The organism is Hymenobacter duratus (assembly GCF_014698995.1).
Taxonomy (GTDB): Bacteria; Bacteroidota; Bacteroidia; order Cytophagales; family Hymenobacteraceae; genus Hymenobacter; species Hymenobacter duratus.
Map to the genome: position 1 here is coordinate 1,764,886 of NZ_JACWZZ010000001.1, position 18,582 is coordinate 1,783,467.

Annotated in this window: 18 protein-coding genes; 7 read left to right on the forward strand and 11 right to left on the reverse strand. The window is 59.1% G+C overall.

Features of this window, described 5'->3' with window-relative positions; all coding sequences use genetic code 11:
• Positions 1-8 precede the first annotated feature (8 nt).
• The 9 genes from IC231_RS07330 to IC231_RS20325 all read right to left on the reverse strand — a co-directional run bounded on the left by IC231_RS07330 (position 9) and on the right by IC231_RS20325 (position 10,277).
• A complete protein-coding gene (locus IC231_RS07330; protein WP_190783831.1) occupies positions 9-239 on the reverse strand; it encodes a hypothetical protein in 231 nt (76 codons plus the stop codon).
• The gene (locus tag IC231_RS07335; protein ID WP_190783832.1) at positions 232-612 is read right to left on the reverse strand and encodes a hypothetical protein; all 381 of its coding nucleotides are present in this window, start codon (positions 610-612) and stop codon (positions 232-234) included. Before IC231_RS07335 ends, IC231_RS07330 begins: the two co-directional genes overlap by 8 nt.
• A gap of 58 nt (positions 613-670) precedes the next feature.
• Positions 671-1,369, reverse strand: coding sequence for a CoA transferase subunit A (locus IC231_RS07340; protein WP_190783833.1), 699 nt, complete (start codon positions 1,367-1,369; stop codon positions 671-673).
• Between the two features lie 174 nt (positions 1,370-1,543).
• Positions 1,544-2,497 (reverse strand): bifunctional riboflavin kinase/FAD synthetase, encoded by a 954-nt coding sequence (locus tag IC231_RS07345; protein ID WP_190783834.1) that lies wholly within the window; start codon positions 2,495-2,497, stop codon positions 1,544-1,546.
• A 51-nt stretch (positions 2,498-2,548) separates the two neighbouring features.
• The gene (truB, locus tag IC231_RS07350; RefSeq protein ID WP_190783835.1) at positions 2,549-3,355 is read right to left on the reverse strand and encodes a tRNA pseudouridine(55) synthase TruB; all 807 of its coding nucleotides are present in this window, start codon (positions 3,353-3,355) and stop codon (positions 2,549-2,551) included.
• A gap of 4 nt (positions 3,356-3,359) precedes the next feature.
• Positions 3,360-4,148, reverse strand: coding sequence for an undecaprenyl-diphosphate phosphatase (locus IC231_RS07355; protein WP_190783836.1), 789 nt, complete (start codon positions 4,146-4,148; stop codon positions 3,360-3,362).
• Between the two features lie 108 nt (positions 4,149-4,256).
• The gene (locus tag IC231_RS07360) at positions 4,257-4,577 is read right to left on the reverse strand and encodes a DUF3098 domain-containing protein (RefSeq protein WP_190783837.1); all 321 of its coding nucleotides are present in this window, start codon (positions 4,575-4,577) and stop codon (positions 4,257-4,259) included.
• Between the two features lie 137 nt (positions 4,578-4,714).
• Positions 4,715-5,608 (reverse strand): cell division protein FtsX, encoded by an 894-nt coding sequence (locus tag IC231_RS07365; protein ID WP_190783838.1) that lies wholly within the window; start codon positions 5,606-5,608, stop codon positions 4,715-4,717.
• A 91-nt stretch (positions 5,609-5,699) separates the two neighbouring features.
• A complete protein-coding gene (locus IC231_RS20325) occupies positions 5,700-10,277 on the reverse strand; it encodes a translocation/assembly module TamB domain-containing protein (protein WP_190783839.1) in 4,578 nt (1,525 codons plus the stop codon).
• Between the two features lie 211 nt (positions 10,278-10,488).
• Between IC231_RS20325 and tsaD the strand changes: the two genes are divergently transcribed.
• From tsaD to IC231_RS07395, 5 genes are all read left to right on the forward strand, one after another.
• Entirely contained in the window at positions 10,489-11,499 is a 1,011-nt protein-coding gene (tsaD, locus tag IC231_RS07375) for a tRNA (adenosine(37)-N6)-threonylcarbamoyltransferase complex transferase subunit TsaD (protein WP_190783840.1), read from the forward strand.
• A 109-nt stretch (positions 11,500-11,608) separates the two neighbouring features.
• A complete protein-coding gene (smpB, locus tag IC231_RS07380) occupies positions 11,609-12,082 on the forward strand; it encodes an SsrA-binding protein SmpB (protein ID WP_185889181.1) in 474 nt (157 codons plus the stop codon).
• 99 nt (positions 12,083-12,181) lie between these two features.
• Positions 12,182-12,988, forward strand: coding sequence for a C40 family peptidase (locus IC231_RS07385; RefSeq protein WP_211538927.1), 807 nt, complete (start codon positions 12,182-12,184; stop codon positions 12,986-12,988).
• 123 nt (positions 12,989-13,111) lie between these two features.
• A complete protein-coding gene (locus IC231_RS07390; RefSeq protein ID WP_073283537.1) occupies positions 13,112-13,609 on the forward strand; it encodes an HNH endonuclease in 498 nt (165 codons plus the stop codon).
• A gap of 127 nt (positions 13,610-13,736) precedes the next feature.
• A complete protein-coding gene (locus IC231_RS07395) occupies positions 13,737-14,126 on the forward strand; it encodes a hypothetical protein (RefSeq protein ID WP_190783841.1) in 390 nt (129 codons plus the stop codon).
• A 142-nt stretch (positions 14,127-14,268) separates the two neighbouring features.
• On the opposite strand, the gene IC231_RS07400 is transcribed toward IC231_RS07395, so the two are convergent.
• Positions 14,269-15,132 (reverse strand): alpha/beta fold hydrolase, encoded by an 864-nt coding sequence (locus IC231_RS07400; protein WP_190783842.1) that lies wholly within the window; start codon positions 15,130-15,132, stop codon positions 14,269-14,271.
• A 120-nt stretch (positions 15,133-15,252) separates the two neighbouring features.
• Between IC231_RS07400 and IC231_RS07405 the strand changes: the two genes are divergently transcribed.
• Positions 15,253-16,524 (forward strand): DUF3298 and DUF4163 domain-containing protein, encoded by a 1,272-nt coding sequence (locus tag IC231_RS07405; RefSeq protein ID WP_190783843.1) that lies wholly within the window; start codon positions 15,253-15,255, stop codon positions 16,522-16,524.
• 133 nt (positions 16,525-16,657) lie between these two features.
• Positions 16,658-17,722 carry a fatty acid desaturase family protein gene (locus IC231_RS07410; protein ID WP_190783844.1) on the forward strand — a complete coding sequence of 355 codons (1,065 nt, stop codon included), beginning with the start codon at positions 16,658-16,660 and terminating at the stop codon, positions 17,720-17,722.
• Positions 17,723-17,777: 55 nt separating this feature from the next.
• On the opposite strand, the gene IC231_RS07415 is transcribed toward IC231_RS07410, so the two are convergent.
• Positions 17,778-18,452 (reverse strand): hypothetical protein, encoded by a 675-nt coding sequence (locus IC231_RS07415; protein ID WP_190783845.1) that lies wholly within the window; start codon positions 18,450-18,452, stop codon positions 17,778-17,780.
• Positions 18,453-18,582: the final 130 nt, after the last annotated feature.

Here is an 18,582-nt window from a genome sequence, read left to right on the forward strand (position 1 = left end):
GGTGGGAGTCAGAAGGATGTTGAGGGAAGGGAGCGGCGCAGCTTCCGGAGCTGCACCCATTGGATGAGGCGCATGACCAGCAGCAGCCCCACCACGCCTGGAATCAGCAGGAGCAAAATGCGGGTGTTGGCCTCGTTGTAGGAGATGTGCCACCGGGCCGCCAGATTCACCATGAAGTCGGTGCAATACCAGTACGCCAGACGAATTAAGTGGTCGATACGAGCGGGCAGGTCAGTCATGTAGCTGCTTTTTAAGGCGCCTAATAAGTACGGCGTTGCGCAACAGGCCGTACGTGAGCCAGAGCAGCACCAGCGGAATAATCACGAGGAAGACTCCGATGTTGGCGGCGGCGTACCAGCTTGCTCCTCCGGCTGCCAAAGCCGCAATAGTAGCGTGATAGAGGGGCCGCAACTGCCGGTACGCCGGGCTGTTGGCCGCAGTAGCGTGCGGGCAGCCGTGCGCTTCGCAGTAGCGGGTGCAGCGGCCGGCCACGTACCGGGTTGTAGGGCGGTATGGTGCCGTCTCGTTCACGTAGCCGCCAAACAACACCGGAAGGCTGGTCAGCAGAAGCGTCAGCAGCAGTAAGCCGGCCCGAGTGGAATAAGTCAGCATGGCAGGAAGTGCAGCGGGTTACAGGTTGCCGAAACAAGCAGCGCAGCATGACAACTACTTACCCCTGCCGAACCGTACGCTGCTCGATGCGCTTCTCGTAGTTCTGGCCCTGATAGATGCGCTGCACGAAGATGCCAGGCGTATGAATATGGTTAGGGTCCAGCTCGCCGGCAGGCACCAGTTCCTCCACTTCCGCCACCGTGATTTTGCCGGCCGTCGCCATCATGGGGTTGAAGTTGCGCGCTGTTCCTTTGAACACCAGGTTGCCGGCCGTATCGCCTTTCCAGGCCTTCACGAAAGCATAGTCGGCGTGCAGGGCGTTTTCCAATAGGTACATCTTGCCGTTGAACTCGCGGCTTTCCTTGCCTTCGCCCACCTCCGTGCCGTAGCCGGCCGGCGTGTAGAACGCCGGAATACCCGCGCCGCCGGCCCGGCACCGCTCGGCCAGCGTGCCCTGCGGAATCAGTTCCACTTCCAGCTCGCCCGAAAGCAACTGCCGCTCAAACTCGGCATTTTCGCCCACGTAGCTGGAAATCATCTTCTTCACCTGCTTGGTTTGCAGCAGCAGCCCGATGCCGAAATCATCGACGCCGGCGTTGTTGCTGATGCAGGTCAGGTTCTTCACGCCGAGGCGCAGAATTTCCCGGATGCTGTTCTCGGGGATGCCGCACAGGCCGAAACCGCCCAGCATGAGGGTCATGCCGTCGGTGAGGCCGCGCAGGGCTTCTTCCGGGCCGGCTACTACTTTGTTGATCATAGGAAGGGTGGGATGTTTGGGGCGGCAAGGTAGAGAGAACTACGAAAACCGCCCGCCATCCGAATACTTCCGCGAAACAACCGGCAACGCGCTACCTTATCCCACAACTGAACGAGTTGCTTCAATGGAAGAAAGTCCTGCGTCGTCGCTCCGGATGGCAGGTGTAGTGGCTGCTTAGCCGCCTATCAGGTGGCGGCGGGCATCAGCGGCATCTAGCGCCAGTTGGGCTTTCAGTTCATCGAGGCCATTGAATTTCTGCTCGTCGCGGAGGCGGGCTACAAACTCCACGGTCAGCGTCTGGTGGTACAGGTCGCCGTCGAAGTCGAGCAGATGGGCCTCTACGGTCTGGGCCAGGTCGCCGCCGATGGTGGGGCGCACGCCAATATTGAGCATGGCCGGGTGGTGCGTGCCCGCGGCCGTAGTGGCCATCACAGCATACACGCCGCGGGCCGGCGTCAGCTTCAGCGGCTCCTCGCACACAATGTTGGCCGTGGGCCACCCGATGGTGCGGCCCAACTGCCGGCCCTTCACTACAGTGCCTGTGAGTGGGTAGGAGTAGCCGAGGTAACGGTTGGCGGTGAGAATGTCGCCGCTCTCGATGGCGCGCCGGATGCGGGTGCTGCTCACGCCCACGGCGTCCACGTCTTCGCGCGGAATTTCTTCCACGCTCATGCCGTAGCGGTCCGCGTTCTGGCGCAGATAGTCAAAGCCGCCCTCCCGGTTTTTGCCGAAACGGTGGTCGTAGCCGATGACCAGCTTGCTGGTGCCCACCGTGCGCATCAGGATGTTCTGGATGTATTCTTCCGAGGTCCAGGCCGCAAATTCGGGGGTGAAGGGCACCACCAGCAGATAATCCACGCCGAACTCGGCTAGCTTGGCGGCACGCTCTTCCAGAGTGCTGAGAAGGCGCAGGGCCAGCATTTCGGGGTGGGAGGGTGGCGGCCCCAGCACCAGCCGCGGGTGCGGCCAGTAGGTAATCACCACGGCCGGACCGCCACTGTGCTCGGCCACTTCGCGCAGCCGCCGCAGAATCTGCTGGTGGCCTACGTGCACGCCATCGAATGTGCCGCTGGTCACCACGGCATTGCCAAGGTGCGGAAACTGGGCCGGGTCGTGGATGATGTGCATGGGTGAGAAAGGGCTGGCGGGTAGTAAAGGAGTGGGAGAGAAGCCTGCCGGCTACGCCTCGCTCGGGTCTTGGGCTTGGTCGGAGCTTGGTTGGTTGGTGTTGAAGAACTCCAGGCCGGCCCGGCGCTCGGGGCGCGGCTGCCGCTGCCGGCGGGGCCGCTCCGTTTCGCCTTCCGGGCGCGGCGGGCGCATGGCCTCCACGGCTTCCATCGTCAGGGCGTCTTCTACGTGGTACTCGCCGATGCGGGTGCGGACCAGCTTGGTGAGGTGGGCGCCACAGCCCAGCGCGGCCCCAAAGTCGCGGGCGAGGCTGCGGATGTAGGTGCCTTTGGAGCAGGTGACACGGAAATCCACGTCGGGCAGCGCAATGCGCGTGATTTCAAACTCCCGGATGGTCACCTGCTTGCTTTTGATTTCGGCCTCGTCGCCGCGGCGGGCCACCTCGTAGGCTCGCTCGCCGTTCACTTTCACGGCCGAAAACAGCGGTGGCGTCTGCGCAATCAGGCCCACGAATGGTGCGGTGGCCGCCCGGATTTCGTCTTCGGTGAGGTGGGCGTAGGGCAGCTCGGCGTCGACGGCCGTTTCCAAGTCGAAGCTGGGCGTCGTCTGGCCGAGGAGGAACGTGCCGGTATACTCCTTTTCCTGGGCCTGAATCTGGTCGATTTCCTTGGTTTTCTTGCCGGTGCACAGAATCAGCAGGCCGGTAGCCAGCGGGTCGAGGGTGCCGGCATGGCCGATTTTCTTGATGCGCAGCGTGTTCTTCACCTTGCGCACCACGTCGAACGACGTCCAGGTAAGCGGCTTGTCGAGCAGCAGCACTTCGCCGGCTTCGAAATCAAATGAGCGGGGAGTATCCATGGAATTAGATGAGCTGCATAGGAATTCCCAGCGCAATCATGACCAGAATGACCACGCCCACGATGATGCGATAGAAACCAAAAGCGCGGAAACCAAAGCGCGACACAAAATTCACGAACGACTTGACCGCCAGCAGGCCCACGATGAACGCCACCACGTTGCCGAACAGCAGTAGCTTGATGTCGTCGGCGCCGGGAGCCGCTATTTTGTAGGTCTTGTAAAGCTGGTAAGCGGTGATGACAAACATGGTCGGTACAGCCAGCAGAAATGAGAAGTCAGCGGCCGAACGACGGTCGAAGCCCTGAGCCAGGCCGCCGATGATGGTGGCCGCCGAGCGGCTCACGCCCGGCACCAGCGCCAGACACTGAAACAGGCCGATGCGCAACGCCTGCGGCAGGCTGGGCGTGGTTACCTCCTTGCGCGGACTCGAAAACCACCGATCTACGAACAGCAGCACTACGCCGCCCACTACCAGAGAAACGGCTACCACGGTCACGCTTTTCAGCAGCTCCTCAATGACGTCTTTCAGCAGGAAACCCAGCACTCCGAACGGCAGAAACGCCACAAACAACTTCACATAGAAGTCGAAGCTCTGCAGAAAGCGCCGCCAGTACAGCGCCACTACCGATAGGATGGCCCCCAGCTGAATAGAGGTGATGAAGGTTTCGGTGAAGGGCAATTGCCCGATGCCGAGCAGGTTGGCCACGATAATCATGTGGCCGGTGCTGCTCACGGGCAGAAACTCCGTCAGGCCTTCGACGATAGCCAGAATCAGGGCGTACCAGTAGTTCATGGGTAGAAAGTGGCGCCAAGCGCCTGCTTCGCACGTAGTTGCGCGCGGTGGATAGAACCAGCCTGGTTGCGGCTGTTCAGCGGAGCGTGAAGCAGAGGCTTCGCGCTTTTAGCGCTTGTAGGTAGGAGCGGTAGGAGCAACGGGAGCAGCCGGCGCGGGCTGCTGGGCCAGTGTGTCGCGGGTAGTAGCATCCTGCGCTACCGGCGCGGTGGCCTGTGGCTTGGCCATAATAGCCCAGAACTCTAGCAGAAACCCGACGATCAGCAGAATCGGACCGAGCGTGATGCCCAGAAATCCTTCGCCGTAGTCAGCCGAGTCCAGGGTCATGGTGATGAAGCCGGCGGCCAGCACGGCCAAGCCCAGAAACATCAGGCGGTAGTTGCGCGGCCCGAAGGCGAAGCGAGGCGTTTGGGGGGAAGTAGGTTCCATGTGGTTAGGAAGGGAACGTCATGCTGAGCTTGCCGAAGCATCTCTACCGCAGTAGTAATCAATTTACTTTGGCAACCAAGCGGTAGAGATGCTTCGGCAAGCTCAGCATGACGTTCTGTTATGCACGTTTAAACAGGTTAATACAGGTCATCCAAGGACATGCCCAGATATTTGCGCACGGCACGGTAGGAGCTCAGGAAGCCGATTCCGCACCCCAGTACCACCATTAGCAACAGCAGTGCGCCAATGAGCCGGTCGTCGCGGAGCACACGCAGGTCGGCTACCTGCAGGTAGGCATATTGAAGCAGCGCCAGCAACAGCAGGCCCGCTAGAATGCCACTCGCTAGGCCCTGCCACGTGGCGCGGTTCAGGAACGGGCGCTGAATGAAAAACGGAGTAGCTCCTACCAACTGCATGCTTCGGATGAGGAAACGCTGCGAGAACAGGGCCAGCTTAATCGTATTGTTGATAAGCACCGTCACGACAAATGTCAGCACTACTGCAAACCCCAGCAGCACCAGACTCAGCTTGCGCACGTTCTGGTTGATGGAACTGATGAGGCTCTGCACGTACTGGACTTCGTGCACGCCCGGCTCGGCTTTCAGTTCCCGCTCAATACGGCCCATCTGCAGCGAGTCGGAATGTTCGGCGTTGATTTTCAGGATGTAGGCGTCGCGCAGCGGGTTGTCGCCGAGAAACTGCTGAAAATCCTCGCCAGTCTGCTCGATGAACTGCTTCGCACCTTCCTCCTTGGACAGAAACCGCACCTGCGCCTTGCCGTCGCGCTGGGCAATGTAGGGCTTGCGGGCGAAGTCCTGCTGCAGGCGCAGCAGCTCCGTGGCTGGCAGGTTACGTTCCAGATAAACCTGCATTTCAATGTTCTCCTTCACCAGGTTGGAGAGCTTGTGTGCATGAATCAGGAGCAGCCCAAACAGCCCGATAACCAGCAACGCCAGCGTGATGCTGAACACCACCATTGTGTGGGGGTAGCTGCCTAGCTTTTTCTTGCGGGTCGGGCGGGGTTGGGCCATAGAGGGGCAAAGGTAATTTGATTATTGATTGTCGGGTGCTGATTGTTGGTCGTTTTGTGCGACGTTACCCGCCATACCCTCCGCTCAATTCCTACAAATTTGTCCGGGGGTCATCATCTACGTTCAGGACTTCGCGGGCTTTGCGGGCGTTCAGCTCGCGGCGGCGCAGGTGCTTGCGGGCGAATAGCTCGCCCAACGAGTCGAACTGCTCCGTGTGTACCAGCGAAACGCCGGCACGAGCCTGGTTTTGGCCGTTGCTCAACCCAATCAGGTCGCGCGGGGTCGTTTCGTAGCGCAGCTTTGCCCGGAACTTGCCGTCGGCTCGCAGGTAGTACTCTAGGCTTAGGTCGCCGATGATGGACGCGTTGTTGTTCACAGACGTCGTGACGCCCGTGGTGGCATCCGTCACGACCCCGTTATTGAAGCCGCCATCCCGCGTTACGCGCAGCCGCCCGTTCATGAACGAGTAGCTGAGCCGCACCTGGAGCGCCTGCAGCTGCTCGGCCGAAATACCGTTGAAATTGAAGCTGATTTCCAGATTGGGGTCGAGCTGCGAAGTAAGAGCCCCGAGCTGGGTGCTGATAATCTGGCCCAGGCTGTTGCCAAACGCGTTGTTCTGGCCCTGAAACGAGGTAATCGATGACAACGAAGCGGCAGGAGCCAGCTGCTTAAACACCACAAGGCTGAACACCTGCCGGCTCAGTTCCTGCTCATCGTTCCGCAACGACGACAGGAACGGTACTAGGTCGCCTTCCAGCGACGATGGAATGTCGTTGAACTCCAGATTCAGCTTGATAACCGGCAGCAGCAGCGGGCCGGTCAGGTTCATCACGGCCGTCACGGGCACTACGGCGCTGTTGCTGGCCAGAATAGGGGAGAGGGACGTGCGCTGGGTGTAGGCTGCCGTTACGTTCATTTCGCCGGCCAGCGGGTCGCCGTTCCAGGAAATAGTACCGCCCGGTCGCACCACAAATTCCTTGTTGACGAGGCCCTGCAGCGTGAAATTGTAGGCGCCCCGCACAATCTCAATCTGCCCGAACATGTTGAAGTCGCCGCGCGTGTCGATGTTGAGACGGAGCCGGCCCGCCGCCGTGCCCCGGATAACGTCGCCGGTGCTTTCGTCGAGCAGAATCTCCACGTAGGCATCGGGCGTCACTTCCAGGTTCATATTCAGCCGGATGCCCGAGAGGTCTACTTTTTCCTGCACCCCCACCGGAATAGGTGTGCGCGCCGTGTCGGTGAGGTTGCGGTTGACGAAACGGATGTAGCTGGCCTTCTCGGCGCGGGCGGCATTATCAAGTGGCAGCGAAAGGCGTGTGCCGGGCTCCGATTTGGCCTGTACGTTCACTACTAAGTTGTCAGAAGGGCCATTCACACGGGCCGTGCCGGTGGCATAGGCCGTACCGAAGTACAGCTCGTTGTCTTTGCGGGTGGTATTAAGCACCAGAAGCTTGCGGAACGAAGCGTCCAGCGCCAGCCGCATGTTCTGGAACCCGTCGTGGAAAATGTCGCCGTTGACGGTACCAGAGTTGCCCAGCGGGTCCTTCACCTTGATGTCGCGCAGCGCAATCCGGTCGTCAGTAAACCGGATCCGGTCGGCAAAGGTGTAGGTGGTGCCCAGGTAGATGAACGTGAGCTGGCCGTCGCTCACATCAATGGTGCCCGTGAGGTGGGGCTGGCTGAAGCGCCCGGCCAGCCGCAACGTGCCCACGGCCGTGCCGCCCAGGTCGCGAAACAGGGTTTTGAGAAACGGCTCCGCCAGTTTCACCGGCGCCTGATCGAGCACGGCGGTCAGGTTGAGCTGGTCGTCCTTGCGGTTGGGGGCCAGCGTGCCTGCTACCCGCACCACGCGGCTGCCGTCGCGCAGCACATCCAGGTCTATCAGGGCCTGACTGGCGCGGTTGTCCCAGCTGCTTTTGCCCTGCACGTTGCCAATCAACACATTATCAAAGTGCAGCGAATCGACGGTGAGCGTGGAGTTGATAGCCAGCGGCCCGTACACGCCACTCACGGTGCCTTCGGCATTCACGCGGCCCGTCATGTTCTGGGTAGTGAGCGACGTAAGGGTCGCTAGCTCCAGGTCTTTCACCGTCAGCTTTAGTTGCTTGGCAGAATTTTGGGAGATAAATCCTTGTGCACTCACACTTTGCGCTCCATTGCTTAGGCTCAGGTTCTGAATGTCGAATTCCTTGCCTTTGCCCGAAATAATGACGGAATTGTCCTGCGCAATGGTCCAGTCCTTGCCCAGCAGGTTCACACCCGACTGCCGGAATACCACCTGCACGGCGTCGGGCAGGAAGGAAAGCGCGCCGTTAATCTGGGCTTTATTAGTGGTATTGGTCTGGGCCAGGGCCGTCGAGAAGTTGATGCGCTCCTGGTCCCACACGCCTTCCACATAGAAGCCCTCCGTGCGGCCCAGCCCCGGTAGCACCTGCCGCTCCGACGTAATGTTGGCCTGCGCCAGCACTTCGGGCCGGTAGGGCAGCTTGGACGTGTTGAATTCGAAGGCCGTGCGGTAGGTGCGTACACTGTCTACTACCAGCGTATCGAAGCTGCCGCCGAGCTGCAGAATGGACGTTTGCCCATTGCGGAACGAGCCATCGATGCGCGAGTAATTCGCTATCCGCAGCCCCGGCATAAAGAGCTGCAGCATCGGATTAGGCTTTTTCAGATACAGGTCCAGGTCGATGGCGTACTCCGGAATAGCCCGCTGACGCTTGCGGCGGTAGTAGTCGGCAATGGCCGCGTCGTTGCTCTCGAAGTTGAGCTGGTACTCGGTCAGCAGCACCTGCGTGCTCCGGATTACCTCCGTGAAATCGAAGTTGCCGGTGGCCGTCAGGTTGAGTACCTCCGAGCGTACGGCCAGCCGGCGCTGGGCCGCTGTCCGCTCACTCACCACGTCCAGCGTATCCACCAGCACGGTGCGGCCGGCATAGCCTACGCGCGAGTTACGCAGCTTGATGCGGCCAATCAGCGCGTCCAACGTCAGGCCCTGAAACTTCACGTCGGCGGTGGTGGCCACTACCACGCTCTGCTTGGTGAGGCCCAGCGCGCGCAGGTCGGCGCGGCGGATGCGGGCCCGCACGTCAAACGCCTGGCGCTTTTTGTTCAGGTCGATGGTCCCATCCGCATCGAACTGCAGGCTAGGGTCGTTAGCGGCAATTTTGCCCGTAAATGACTCCCGGCTGAATCGGCCGTTGGTCGTGATGTTGCGGTAGCGGTAGCCGTTCAGCCAGATACTCTGGATGGTGGCGTTGGCCGTGAGGCGGGCGCCTTCCGGCGTGAAGCCCACGCCTTCTACCCGGCCGCTGAACGTCACGTCGCGCACCACGTTTTCCTGGCCCAGCAGCTTGCCCAGCTGGAAGCCGGTTGTGCGTACGTCGCCTTCATAGGACGAGAAGCGCGGGTCGTCTTTGAATTTCAGGTTGACGTCGGACACCACCGAGCCCAGCGCCGTCTGGAACGAGCCGTTGGCCACAAAGTCGTTGTAGAAGCCCAGAAACTGCCCTTTCAGCTTCACGATGCCCAGCCGCTGCACGTAGGGCCAGCCCGAGGCCGGAATGTACTTTCGGATGTCGAGCCCATCAATGACGGACGGTTGCAGGCGCATTTCCACGAAGCTTTCCTTCAGGTTGGGCAAGCCTTCCACGTTGATGTTGCCCACGACGCGCGTGTTTTTGCCGTAGGTAATGTCGAGATTTTTGGTCGTGAAGTTCTTCACATAGCCTTTGGCCTCGCCCGAAAGCAGCACCGTCTCCTTCAGGTCGCGCATAAACGGCTGCGGCGCGAACTGCGCAATATCGTCGGAGTAGATGCGCGACGGATCCAGCCGCGCCACTACCCGTACCGAGTCGTTGAAGTCAGCGAAATTGAGGAAGTGCTGATACTCGAAGCGCAGATAGTTGCGCAGCTGGCTGTTGCCGATGCGCAGGTTCAGGCCCGCAAATTCCCAGAACTTGCCCGCATAGGTCATGTTGGCCGTCAGCTCGCGCAGGCGGGTATTGGAGGGCGTATCCACGGCCCGCAGCCCGTCAATTTGGGAGTGAATGGTGTCGCCGCGCAGCCAGATCTGCGAAAAATCGGCGTAGATGCTGTCAATCCGCATGTGGGCGTAATCCATCGAGCGGCCGTAGTACGGCTCGCGCGGCTTGTGCCGGTCGTCGAGGATGAAACGCCCGTTGCGCAGGCCAATAGCGTTGATTTTGAAGTCGAACGGCTTGCTGACCTTCGTGGTATCCGAGGGGCCCACCAGCCGGCGGATGGCACTCAGAAACTCGGAGAGGTTGGTAGAGTCGGGCTGGTCTTTATAGGTCACCAGCGCAAAGCGCGGCTCTTCCAGCGTGAGCTTGCCTACGTGCAGGTGGCTGGGGTCGAAGATGCTGAACAGGCTGATATCGGCATCGGCCCGGCCTACGCTGAACAGCTCCTCGCCGCGCCGGTCCAGCACCCGGATTCCTTCCAGCAACACCCGCGAAAAGGGCCGCACATCTACCCGGCCGACTATTACCTTCTGGCCCAGCTTATCGGTCAGGATTTCGGCCGCTTCCTGCGCCAGGCGCGTCTGCACGCTAGGCACGCGCAAAGCTACCAACGCGCCCACCACTGCCAGGGCCACTACCAGCAGCAGGGCCAGCAGCACTTTCAGCAGAATGGAAACGAAACGTGGCACGGCAGCAGAAAAAAGAAGATATGGGAACGAAGATACGGGTTGGCAGTTGCCTGCACAGATGCAAACGACCGGGCTGCGGTTGCCGCAAGAACGAAGCCATGGGCCTGCGGGTTGACTACAACACAGCGTCTTTCGCAAACCAACCTACCCAGGTTGTTGGTTTTAAACGAACTTTGCAGCTGTTTCTGCTGCCGCTTTCCAACTAAGTACCATGCATCACCCTACCATTCTAGCCATCGAATCCTCCTGCGACGACACGTCGGCCGCCGTACTCGTGAACGGCGAAATCCGGGCCAACGTGGTGGCCACGCAGCAGGTGCACGAGCAATACGGCGGTGTGGTGCCCGAGCTGGCCTCGCGCGCCCACCAGCAGCACCTGATTCCGGTGGTGAATGCCGCGCTGCAAAAAGCCGGCGTGGCCCGTCACGACCTTGATGCCATAGCCTTCACACAAGGGCCTGGTCTGCTGGGCTCGTTGCTGGTGGGCGGCATGTTTGCCAAAACGCTGGCCCTGGCCCTGGGCAAGCCCCTGATTGCCGTCAACCACATGCGGGCCCACATTCTGGCGCATTTTATTGAGGCACCCCGGCCCGTATTTCCGTTCCTGTGCCTCACGGTCAGTGGCGGCCACACGCAGCTGGTGGTGGTGAAGTCAGCGTTGGAAATGGAAATCATCGGCCAGACCATCGACGATGCCGCCGGCGAGGCCTTCGACAAAACTGCCAAGCTGCTCGGCCTGCCGTACCCTGGCGGCCCGCACCTCGACAAGCTGGCCCGGCAGGGCAACCCCACCCGCTTCCCGTTTCCGGTGGGCGCCATGCCCGGCTACGATTTCAGCTTCAGCGGCCTGAAAACGGCGGTGCTCTACTTCCTGAAAAAGGAAACCGCCCAGAACCCCGACTTCATCCAGGAAAACCTGCCGGACCTCTGCGCCAGCATCCAGCACACCATTATCCAGACGCTGCTGCGCCAGCTGCGTCGCGCCGCCGCTGACAACGGCCTCAGCCAGATTGCGCTGGCGGGCGGGGTGGCGGCCAACTCCGGGCTGCGCCAGGCCCTGCAGGAAGAAGCCGCCGCGCAGCGCTGGCAGGTATTTATCCCGGCTTTCCAATACTGCACCGACAATGCCGGCATGGTGGCCAAAACCGCCGAGTTTCAGTACCAAGCCGGCGACTTCGCCACCCAACTCGTCAGCTCCGACCCGCGCCTGAAACTGGTGTAGACGGAGGGCTGATGACACGTGGCGCTATTCTTACGTAGATTAATTCGCAACCTTGCCGGCCGCATTTGCGAATCCTGCTCACGCCGCCGGTCAGGCGGCTCCTTTTCTTATGGCTTCCAAAAAAGACGACGCGCCCAAGCGCATCAATATTCAGAACCGCCGCGCCAGCCACGAATATGTGTTTTTGGCCAAGTATGACGCGGGCATCATGCTGCAGGGCACCGAAATCAAGAGCATCCGAGAAGGCAGCGTGCAGCTGCAGGATGGCTTCTGCACCTTCCATTCCGACGGCAGCCTGTGGCTCAATCAGGTAACCATTGCCAAATACACCGAAGGCACCTACAACAACCACGAACCCATGCGGGCCCGCAAGCTGCTGCTCAACAAGCGGGAACTAAAGCAATTGGCCAACAAAAACCAGGAGCAGGGCCTCACCATCATCCCGATCCGCATGTTCGTTAGTGACCGGGGTTTCGCCAAAGTGGAAATTGCGCTGGGCAAAGGCAAAAAGCTATTCGACAAGCGCGACGATCTGAAAGCCAAAGACCAGAAGCGCGAAATGGACCGTGCCCGCGACTATTAGGCACCATTCTCGGCCGGCTACCGCTGTTGCCAGAAGCGGTAGTTTCGTTCCTGCCCCCGAATTGCCACCTTTGTCGTCTCACTATCATTAAGTATTCCTTTGGAACACGGAATCTGCGCCCTGAGTGTTGTGCCGGTGCGCGCTGAGCCTACTGATAAGGCTGAAATTATTACGCAGCTCATTTTTGGTGAGTGCTACTCCATTTTGCTTGTGCAGGGCCAGTGGATTCAGGTAAAAACCGCTGCCGACCAGTACGTGGGCTGGATGGATGTGAAGCAGCACACGCCTGTGAGCAGCGAGTACATGGCGGCGTGGCAGGCGCAAGACCACCCGCGCACCCTCGATGTGGTGCAGATAGTGAGCTGCCCCAACACCCGCATTCCGGTGCAGTTGGGCTCCCGGCTACCGTTTTTTGATGGCATGACGCTGCGCCTGGGCGAGCAGCAGCTTTTCTACAACGGCGCCGCCACCAACCCGCAGAACGGCCACGGCCCGCACGGCCCCGTAGACCAGCGGCTGCGGCTGTTGCAGAAAATGGCCCTCACGTACCTGAAAGCGCCCTACCTGTGGGGCGGCAAAAGTTTGTTCGGTATTGATTGCTCGGGGCTGATGCAGCAGCTCTACGGCCTGATTGGGGTGCAGCTGCCGCGCGATGCCCGCCAGCAGATTGACTTGGGCCAGCCCGTGCATTTCGTGGCCCAGACCCTGCCCGGCGACCTGGCTTTCTTCGACAATGCGGACGGCAACATCGTGCACGTAGGGCTGCTGCTCGAAGACCAGCAGATTCTGCACGCCAGCGGCGAAGTCCGGATTGATCCGCTCGACCACAACGGTATTTTCAACCGCGACCGGCAGAAGTACACCCACAAGCTGCGCCTCATCAAGCGGATTCTGACCGAGGACTAAGCCGGCCGCCAGCATGGGCCGGATCCAACAGCTAACCGCCAGAAACTAAACTCCTGAGCTGTTGTTAATGCGCTTAGAATCATCTAGCTTTCGCTGAACCCGATGATTCCTTCCCAAGCGCGTATGGATCAAAAAGTCTTAGTCCTCAACGGCGATTATACCGCCATAACGCTGTGCAGCGTGCAGAAAGCTTTCGTGCTGCTGTTTCTCGATAAAGCCGAGATGATAGCCCGCTCGGAAAACGGTGTTTTGCGCACCGTCAGCACCACGTATCCTAAGCCCAGCATCATCCGGCTGCAGCGCTACGTGCGTGTGCCCTACAAAGGCATTGCCCTGAGCCGCCACAACATCATGAAGCGGGACCATTTTGAGTGCCAGTACTGCGGGTCCACCAAAAACCTGACCCTAGACCACGTACTGCCCCGCTCCCGCGGCGGCGACAGTAGCTGGGGCAACCTGCTGACGGCCTGTGCCCGCTGCAACCACGCCAAAGGGCACCGGACGCCGCAGGAAGCCGGCCTCACGATAAGGCAACACCCTAAAAAGCCTACCTTATCGGGCTTTCTGAAGCTTAGTGCCGGCACCATCGACCAGAACTGGCACGCCTATCTTAACCACTGACGCCGGGAGCAACTGCTTACCGGCTTTTTTGTGGTTTTTCAGCAGTATTTCCGGCCCGTGCGAAGCGGCCGGAATGCAACCGTCATGGCCGGGTTTGGCTCCTGCTGCTATATCCTGTACCAAAGCCATGAAAAACACCCTGTTTTTTCTCCTCGTCTGCATCAGCTGCCTTTGCTGCTTCTCCTGCAAGAAGAACTCCGATTCGGAGCCGCAAGGCGTAACCATTCGAGTGAAAAACGTCAGCCCGTATCAGTTTGAAAGTGTGTACGTCAATACCTCGGGCGGCGAAAACAACTACGGCGCGTTGGCAAGTGGCCAAAGCACCCCGTATCTGGGTGGCTACAAGCTGGCGTACGATTATGCCTATATAAAAGTGGTAATCAACGGAGAGGAGCTGGTGCTGCAGCCCATTGACTATGTAGGCGAAACGCCGATAAAAAAGGGCAGCTGCACCTACGTAATTGGTGTGACGGATTTGGGGCGGAAGGAGTTGAGCCTGCAGTTTACGCAGCCATAGCACTTCTACTTTGCTCTTTCAGCCCAAAGCCCAAAAACAACCCCGTCTGCCAGCAGACGGGGTTGTTTTTGGGCTTTGGGCCTTGGGTCTAGCGGTTGGAAGCCGGCTTTGCTGGTGTCACCGCTTGCAAGTGGCTCTTCGTTTAGCTGTTCTCGCCGTTTCTGACGGTGCCGCTGGTCGCAAAGTCAATCAGGTCACGGTTCAGCTTGTCTTTCTCCGTGATGAACAGACCGTGGGGCGCCCCATCGTAGGTGATGTAAGTAGCGTGCTTCAGATGCTGGTTCATTCGGTCGCCACTGTTCTTGATGGGCACGGTTTTGTCGTCTTCCCCATGAATAACGAGGGCGGGCACGCTGATACCTTCTAGGTCGCGGCGGAAGTCAGTTTCGGCAAACGCATGGCCGCAGGCTACTGTTGCTTGGTGCGAGCCGAGAGAAGCCATACCAAACGACCAATCCAGGACGCCCTTGCTGACGGGGTTGCTCAGGGGGCCTTCGCCATAAAACTGCTTGCCGAAGGTTTGCAGGAAATCGAACCGGTCTTTGGCTATGTTTTTCTGGATGTCATCGAAAACCGACTCATCTACACCGTCGGGGTTGTTGTCGGTTTTGAGTAGATAAGGCGTCACGGCCGATACAAATACCACTTTGGCCACGCGGGCTCCGCCGTGGCGGCTCATGTAGCGGGCTACTTCGCCGCCGCCCATCGAGAAGCCTACCAGCGTCACGTTTTGCAGATCCAGCGTGTCGAGAACCGCTTTCAGATCGTCGGCCAGCGTGTCGTAGTCGTAGCCCTCGAATGGCTTGGACGAGTTGCCGAAGCCGCGCCGCGTGTAGGCTACCACGCGCAGGCCATGCTTCGGTAGCTCACCGAGCTGATAGGTCCAGGCTTCGTGGCTCTGGGGCCAGCCATGAATCAGGACCACTGGTGCGCCTTGTCCCTGGTCGGTGTAATGCAGTTTTATTTCCTGGCCATTGGCGTCTTGGCCGGCTTTGATGTAGCTCATGAGTAAGTGAAGTTTGCCTAGGGTTCTGTTTAGATGTCTGTACATACGCCACATGTTGCCAGCCGATAAGCAATGCACAATATTTTGTACGCAACGTCCAAATACCTTTTCTTTGAGCGGATGAGTTTTATTTCTGTCTCCCCCCGGGCTTCGGCCCGAGTTGCAGTGCTGTTGCTGAGCGGCTGGCTGGTCGCCTGCCAGTCCAACTCCGATTCCCAGTCCGGTGCTGCCACCAGCACAGCGGAAAAGCCGGGCCACGCGCCTGAAACCACTGCTGCCCGTGACTCGCCGGGCGCGTGGTACCGGCAGTATCGGGGAGTGTTGCCCGGCAGCCCCGACAGCATCACGCTGCAGCTGCAGGCGTGGCCCCGGACCAGCAGCGGAGACTCAGAATCGACAGGGCTGGCTGCCAGCTACGCCGGCTCCGATGGCCAGACGTTCGAGCTCTACGGCGAAACCAGTGCCTCTTCCGACAGTATCCGGCTGACCGACAGCACGCCCGAGCACGCCGGCGCCGACTACTCCCGTAGCATTGCCTGGCGGCTCAAGCGTCAGGGTACCGAGCTGCTGGGAACGGTAGGCGTCCGGCCTGTTCGGCTGCGCCAGGTGCAGCCCACAGGCAGCGTCCGGCTGGTTTCGCACTATTTCCTGGATTCGGTAGCGGCCTTCCCCAAGCTAGTCGGCACGCCCTATGCTCACCAGCGCATGCTGGCCGTGCTGCCTACCGGTGGCGCTTCGGCCACGGCTCAGGCTACGTTGCGCGACAACCTGTTGCGTGGCCTCCGCGACGATACCGTAGACACCAAGGCAGTACCGCAACTGGGCGCGCTATGGCGCCAGCAGAAGCAGCGCTACACCGCCGATTATCGCCAAGATGCCGACGCCAGCAAACCCGCACCCGGCGACACGACTTCGCCGGAGTTTGGGATTGGCCTGCGCTACGATGAGCAGCAACTCATGCACGTGCTCTGGAACCAGGCGCCGCTTCTCAGCCTCGGCTACTACAACTACAGCTACACCGGCGGGGCACACGGCCTGTACGGCACTACGGTTGCCACCTTCGATACCCGCACGGGCCGCCGCCTCCGCTACGACGACATCTTCCGGGCCGGCACCAGGGCACAGCTCATGGCGTTGCTCGACAATGCAGCCCGCCGCGCTTTCCGGCTGGCCCCCAATGCCCCACTGGACAAAACGCTGTTCGTGAAGCAACTGCCCGTCACCCGCAATGTGTTCCTGACCAGCGGCGGCGCCACGTTCGTCTACACTCCCTACGAAATAGCCTCCTATGCGCAGGGCGAAATCCGTTTGTTTGTGCCGCTGTCAGAATTGCGGCCTCTGTTGAAGCCAGGGCTGCCGGTGCCGGTTGGAGGCGAGGTGACACGCCCTTAGGCTGCTATAGTGCGCGAATGTACCGGCGTGTATGCGCTACGGTTGTACATAATCAAGGCGTATGGCACTAATTGCGGGCGAGCTGGCTTTAGAAAGCGGTATATTTACCCGAAGTTTCCATTTACTGTTTTTCATGCACGCACCCAAATTCGCGGCCTCCCGCTCTTTCCACCAAGAGCTGAAGCGCCGGACCAATGCTTACTTTCAGGAAGTCGGTAAAGAAACCACCGGCGACTCGCGCCTGTTTGCCAAAGCCATTATCCTGACGGTGGCCTTCGTGGCGGTGTATCTGCACCTCGTGTTCCTGACGCCGCCCACGTGGCTGGCGCTGGCCGAATGCGCGCTGCTTGGCTTGTGTGGTTCGGCTATCGGCTTTAACGTCATGCACGACGGCGCCCACGGCTCTTTCAGCAAAAAGCGCTGGGTCAATCAGTTCGCTTCGTTCACGCTGAACGTGCTGGGCGGCAGCAGCTTCATGTGGAACGTGAAGCACAACCTGATTCACCACATGTACACCAACGTGGACGGCATCGACGACGACCTGGATGCGCAGCCCTGGCTGCGCCTGAGCTCCACGCAGCCGCGCCACCGTTTCCACCGGTTCCAGCACCTGTACTTCTGGTTCTTCTATGCCCTGCTGTTCATTGCCTGGGTGTTCTTCATGGATTACCAGAAGTATTTCAAAGGCAAAGTAGGCGAGATGCCCATCAAGAAAATGACGGCTACCGACCAGGGCGTATTCTGGGGCTTCAAGGTGCTGCACCTGTTCCTGTTTGTGGCGCTGCCCATCTATACTACCGGCTTCGTGGCTTGGCTGATTGGCTTTATGGTGTTCACGACGGTAGTAGGCCTCACGATGAGCATCGTGTTCCAGCTGGCGCACACCGTTGAGCACACCGCCTTCCCGATGCCCGATGAAATCACCAACAAGTTGGAAGACGAGTGGGCCATCCACCAGATCAAGACGACGGCCAACTTCGCCACTGACAGCAAAGTCATTAGCTGGCTGGTAGGCGGCCTCAACTTCCAGGTCGAGCACCATCTGTTCCCCACCATTTCACACGTGCACTATCCGGCCCTGAACAAGATCATCCGTCAGGCCTGCCAGGAGTTCGGCGTTGAGTACAATGAGTACCCCAAGATGCGCTACGCCGTAGCCTCCCACGTTGCGCATTTGCGCGAGTTAGGACGGGCGTAGAGTCAGTATTCTTCCTTAAAAAAAGAAGCCTCACATTTCTGTGAGGCTTCTTTTTTTAACTGATCCAAGTGGCGTCACTGGAAATGACCTGCCATTTACCATTCTGTTTTTCTATCCTATAAACCATTCCACCGCCGCATTCTCCTGGGCAATGAACAGCTGTATAGATGTAACCGGAAGAGAATGTTCTATTAAATATCACTCTGGATACCATTAGAACATGCCCGTTCTTTTTGATGGTTGCTCGAATTGCATTCCCGTCTTTATGAATGAAGCTGCGTTTCCTAAGCCTTAATTTTTCAACTAAAGCCGGGTGAACTATAGAGCTCTGTAACTGTAAGTCCCCATCATATTGCCTGCTATCCGACGCAATCGAAATAGCATTTTTTATTCCACTATAGCACTTGTGGTTCTCAAATCGGGATGACGGGAAAAATGGCAGTAATGAATCAGCAATGTATACTATGCTAGCAGTATATGTGTCATTAGCGTAAGCAGCCGAATCTGCCAGCCATTCATGTTTAGTTTTACCTATTTTGCGATAGATCATCAGCGACTTAAACGGCAGGCGAATCTCAAATGTAGGCTTACCAAAAACTGCATCAGATATATCCAATAAGGCCTGCAATTCTTGCTGCTGATAAAAGTCGAGCTTGGAAGCCTCTTTGACCTCGGCATGCCTGCACGAGTTGACAAGAAGCAGAAAGGCTATCCATACCGTGATTTTCATAGTATTTGTGAAGGTAGATAAGTAGCTGGTTAATACCCTCGCATTCCTCCTTCAAACTCCGTATCTTTGCGCCCCCGCCAGGGTGGCGAGGCCGGCGCTTCGGGGCTGTGTATCAAACAAAAACGCGTTC

What these genes read in the sequence shown, in the direction of transcription:
- IC231_RS07330 (WP_190783831.1), bottom strand. Translation starts at nt 239, where the DNA reads ATGACTGACCTGCCCGCTCGTATCGACCACTTAATTCGTCTGGCGTAC.
- IC231_RS07335 (WP_190783832.1), bottom strand. Translation starts at nt 612, where the DNA reads ATGCTGACTTATTCCACTCGGGCCGGCTTACTGCTGCTGACGCTTCTG.
- IC231_RS07340 (WP_190783833.1), bottom strand. Translation starts at nt 1,369, where the DNA reads ATGATCAACAAAGTAGTAGCCGGCCCGGAAGAAGCCCTGCGCGGCCTC.
- IC231_RS07345 (WP_190783834.1), bottom strand. Translation starts at nt 2,497, where the DNA reads ATGCACATCATCCACGACCCGGCCCAGTTTCCGCACCTTGGCAATGCC.
- truB (WP_190783835.1), bottom strand. Translation starts at nt 3,355, where the DNA reads ATGGATACTCCCCGCTCATTTGATTTCGAAGCCGGCGAAGTGCTGCTG.
- IC231_RS07355 (WP_190783836.1), bottom strand. Translation starts at nt 4,148, where the DNA reads ATGAACTACTGGTACGCCCTGATTCTGGCTATCGTCGAAGGCCTGACG.
- IC231_RS07360 (WP_190783837.1), bottom strand. Translation starts at nt 4,577, where the DNA reads ATGGAACCTACTTCCCCCCAAACGCCTCGCTTCGCCTTCGGGCCGCGC.
- IC231_RS07365 (WP_190783838.1), bottom strand. Translation starts at nt 5,608, where the DNA reads ATGGCCCAACCCCGCCCGACCCGCAAGAAAAAGCTAGGCAGCTACCCC.
- tsaD (WP_190783840.1), top strand. Translation starts at nt 10,489, where the DNA reads ATGCATCACCCTACCATTCTAGCCATCGAATCCTCCTGCGACGACACG.
- smpB (WP_185889181.1), top strand. Translation starts at nt 11,609, where the DNA reads ATGGCTTCCAAAAAAGACGACGCGCCCAAGCGCATCAATATTCAGAAC.
- IC231_RS07390 (WP_073283537.1), top strand. Translation starts at nt 13,112, where the DNA reads ATGGATCAAAAAGTCTTAGTCCTCAACGGCGATTATACCGCCATAACG.
- IC231_RS07395 (WP_190783841.1), top strand. Translation starts at nt 13,737, where the DNA reads ATGAAAAACACCCTGTTTTTTCTCCTCGTCTGCATCAGCTGCCTTTGC.
- IC231_RS07400 (WP_190783842.1), bottom strand. Translation starts at nt 15,132, where the DNA reads ATGAGCTACATCAAAGCCGGCCAAGACGCCAATGGCCAGGAAATAAAA.
- IC231_RS07405 (WP_190783843.1), top strand. Translation starts at nt 15,253, where the DNA reads ATGAGTTTTATTTCTGTCTCCCCCCGGGCTTCGGCCCGAGTTGCAGTG.
- IC231_RS07410 (WP_190783844.1), top strand. Translation starts at nt 16,658, where the DNA reads ATGCACGCACCCAAATTCGCGGCCTCCCGCTCTTTCCACCAAGAGCTG.
- IC231_RS07415 (WP_190783845.1), bottom strand. Translation starts at nt 18,452, where the DNA reads ATGAAAATCACGGTATGGATAGCCTTTCTGCTTCTTGTCAACTCGTGC.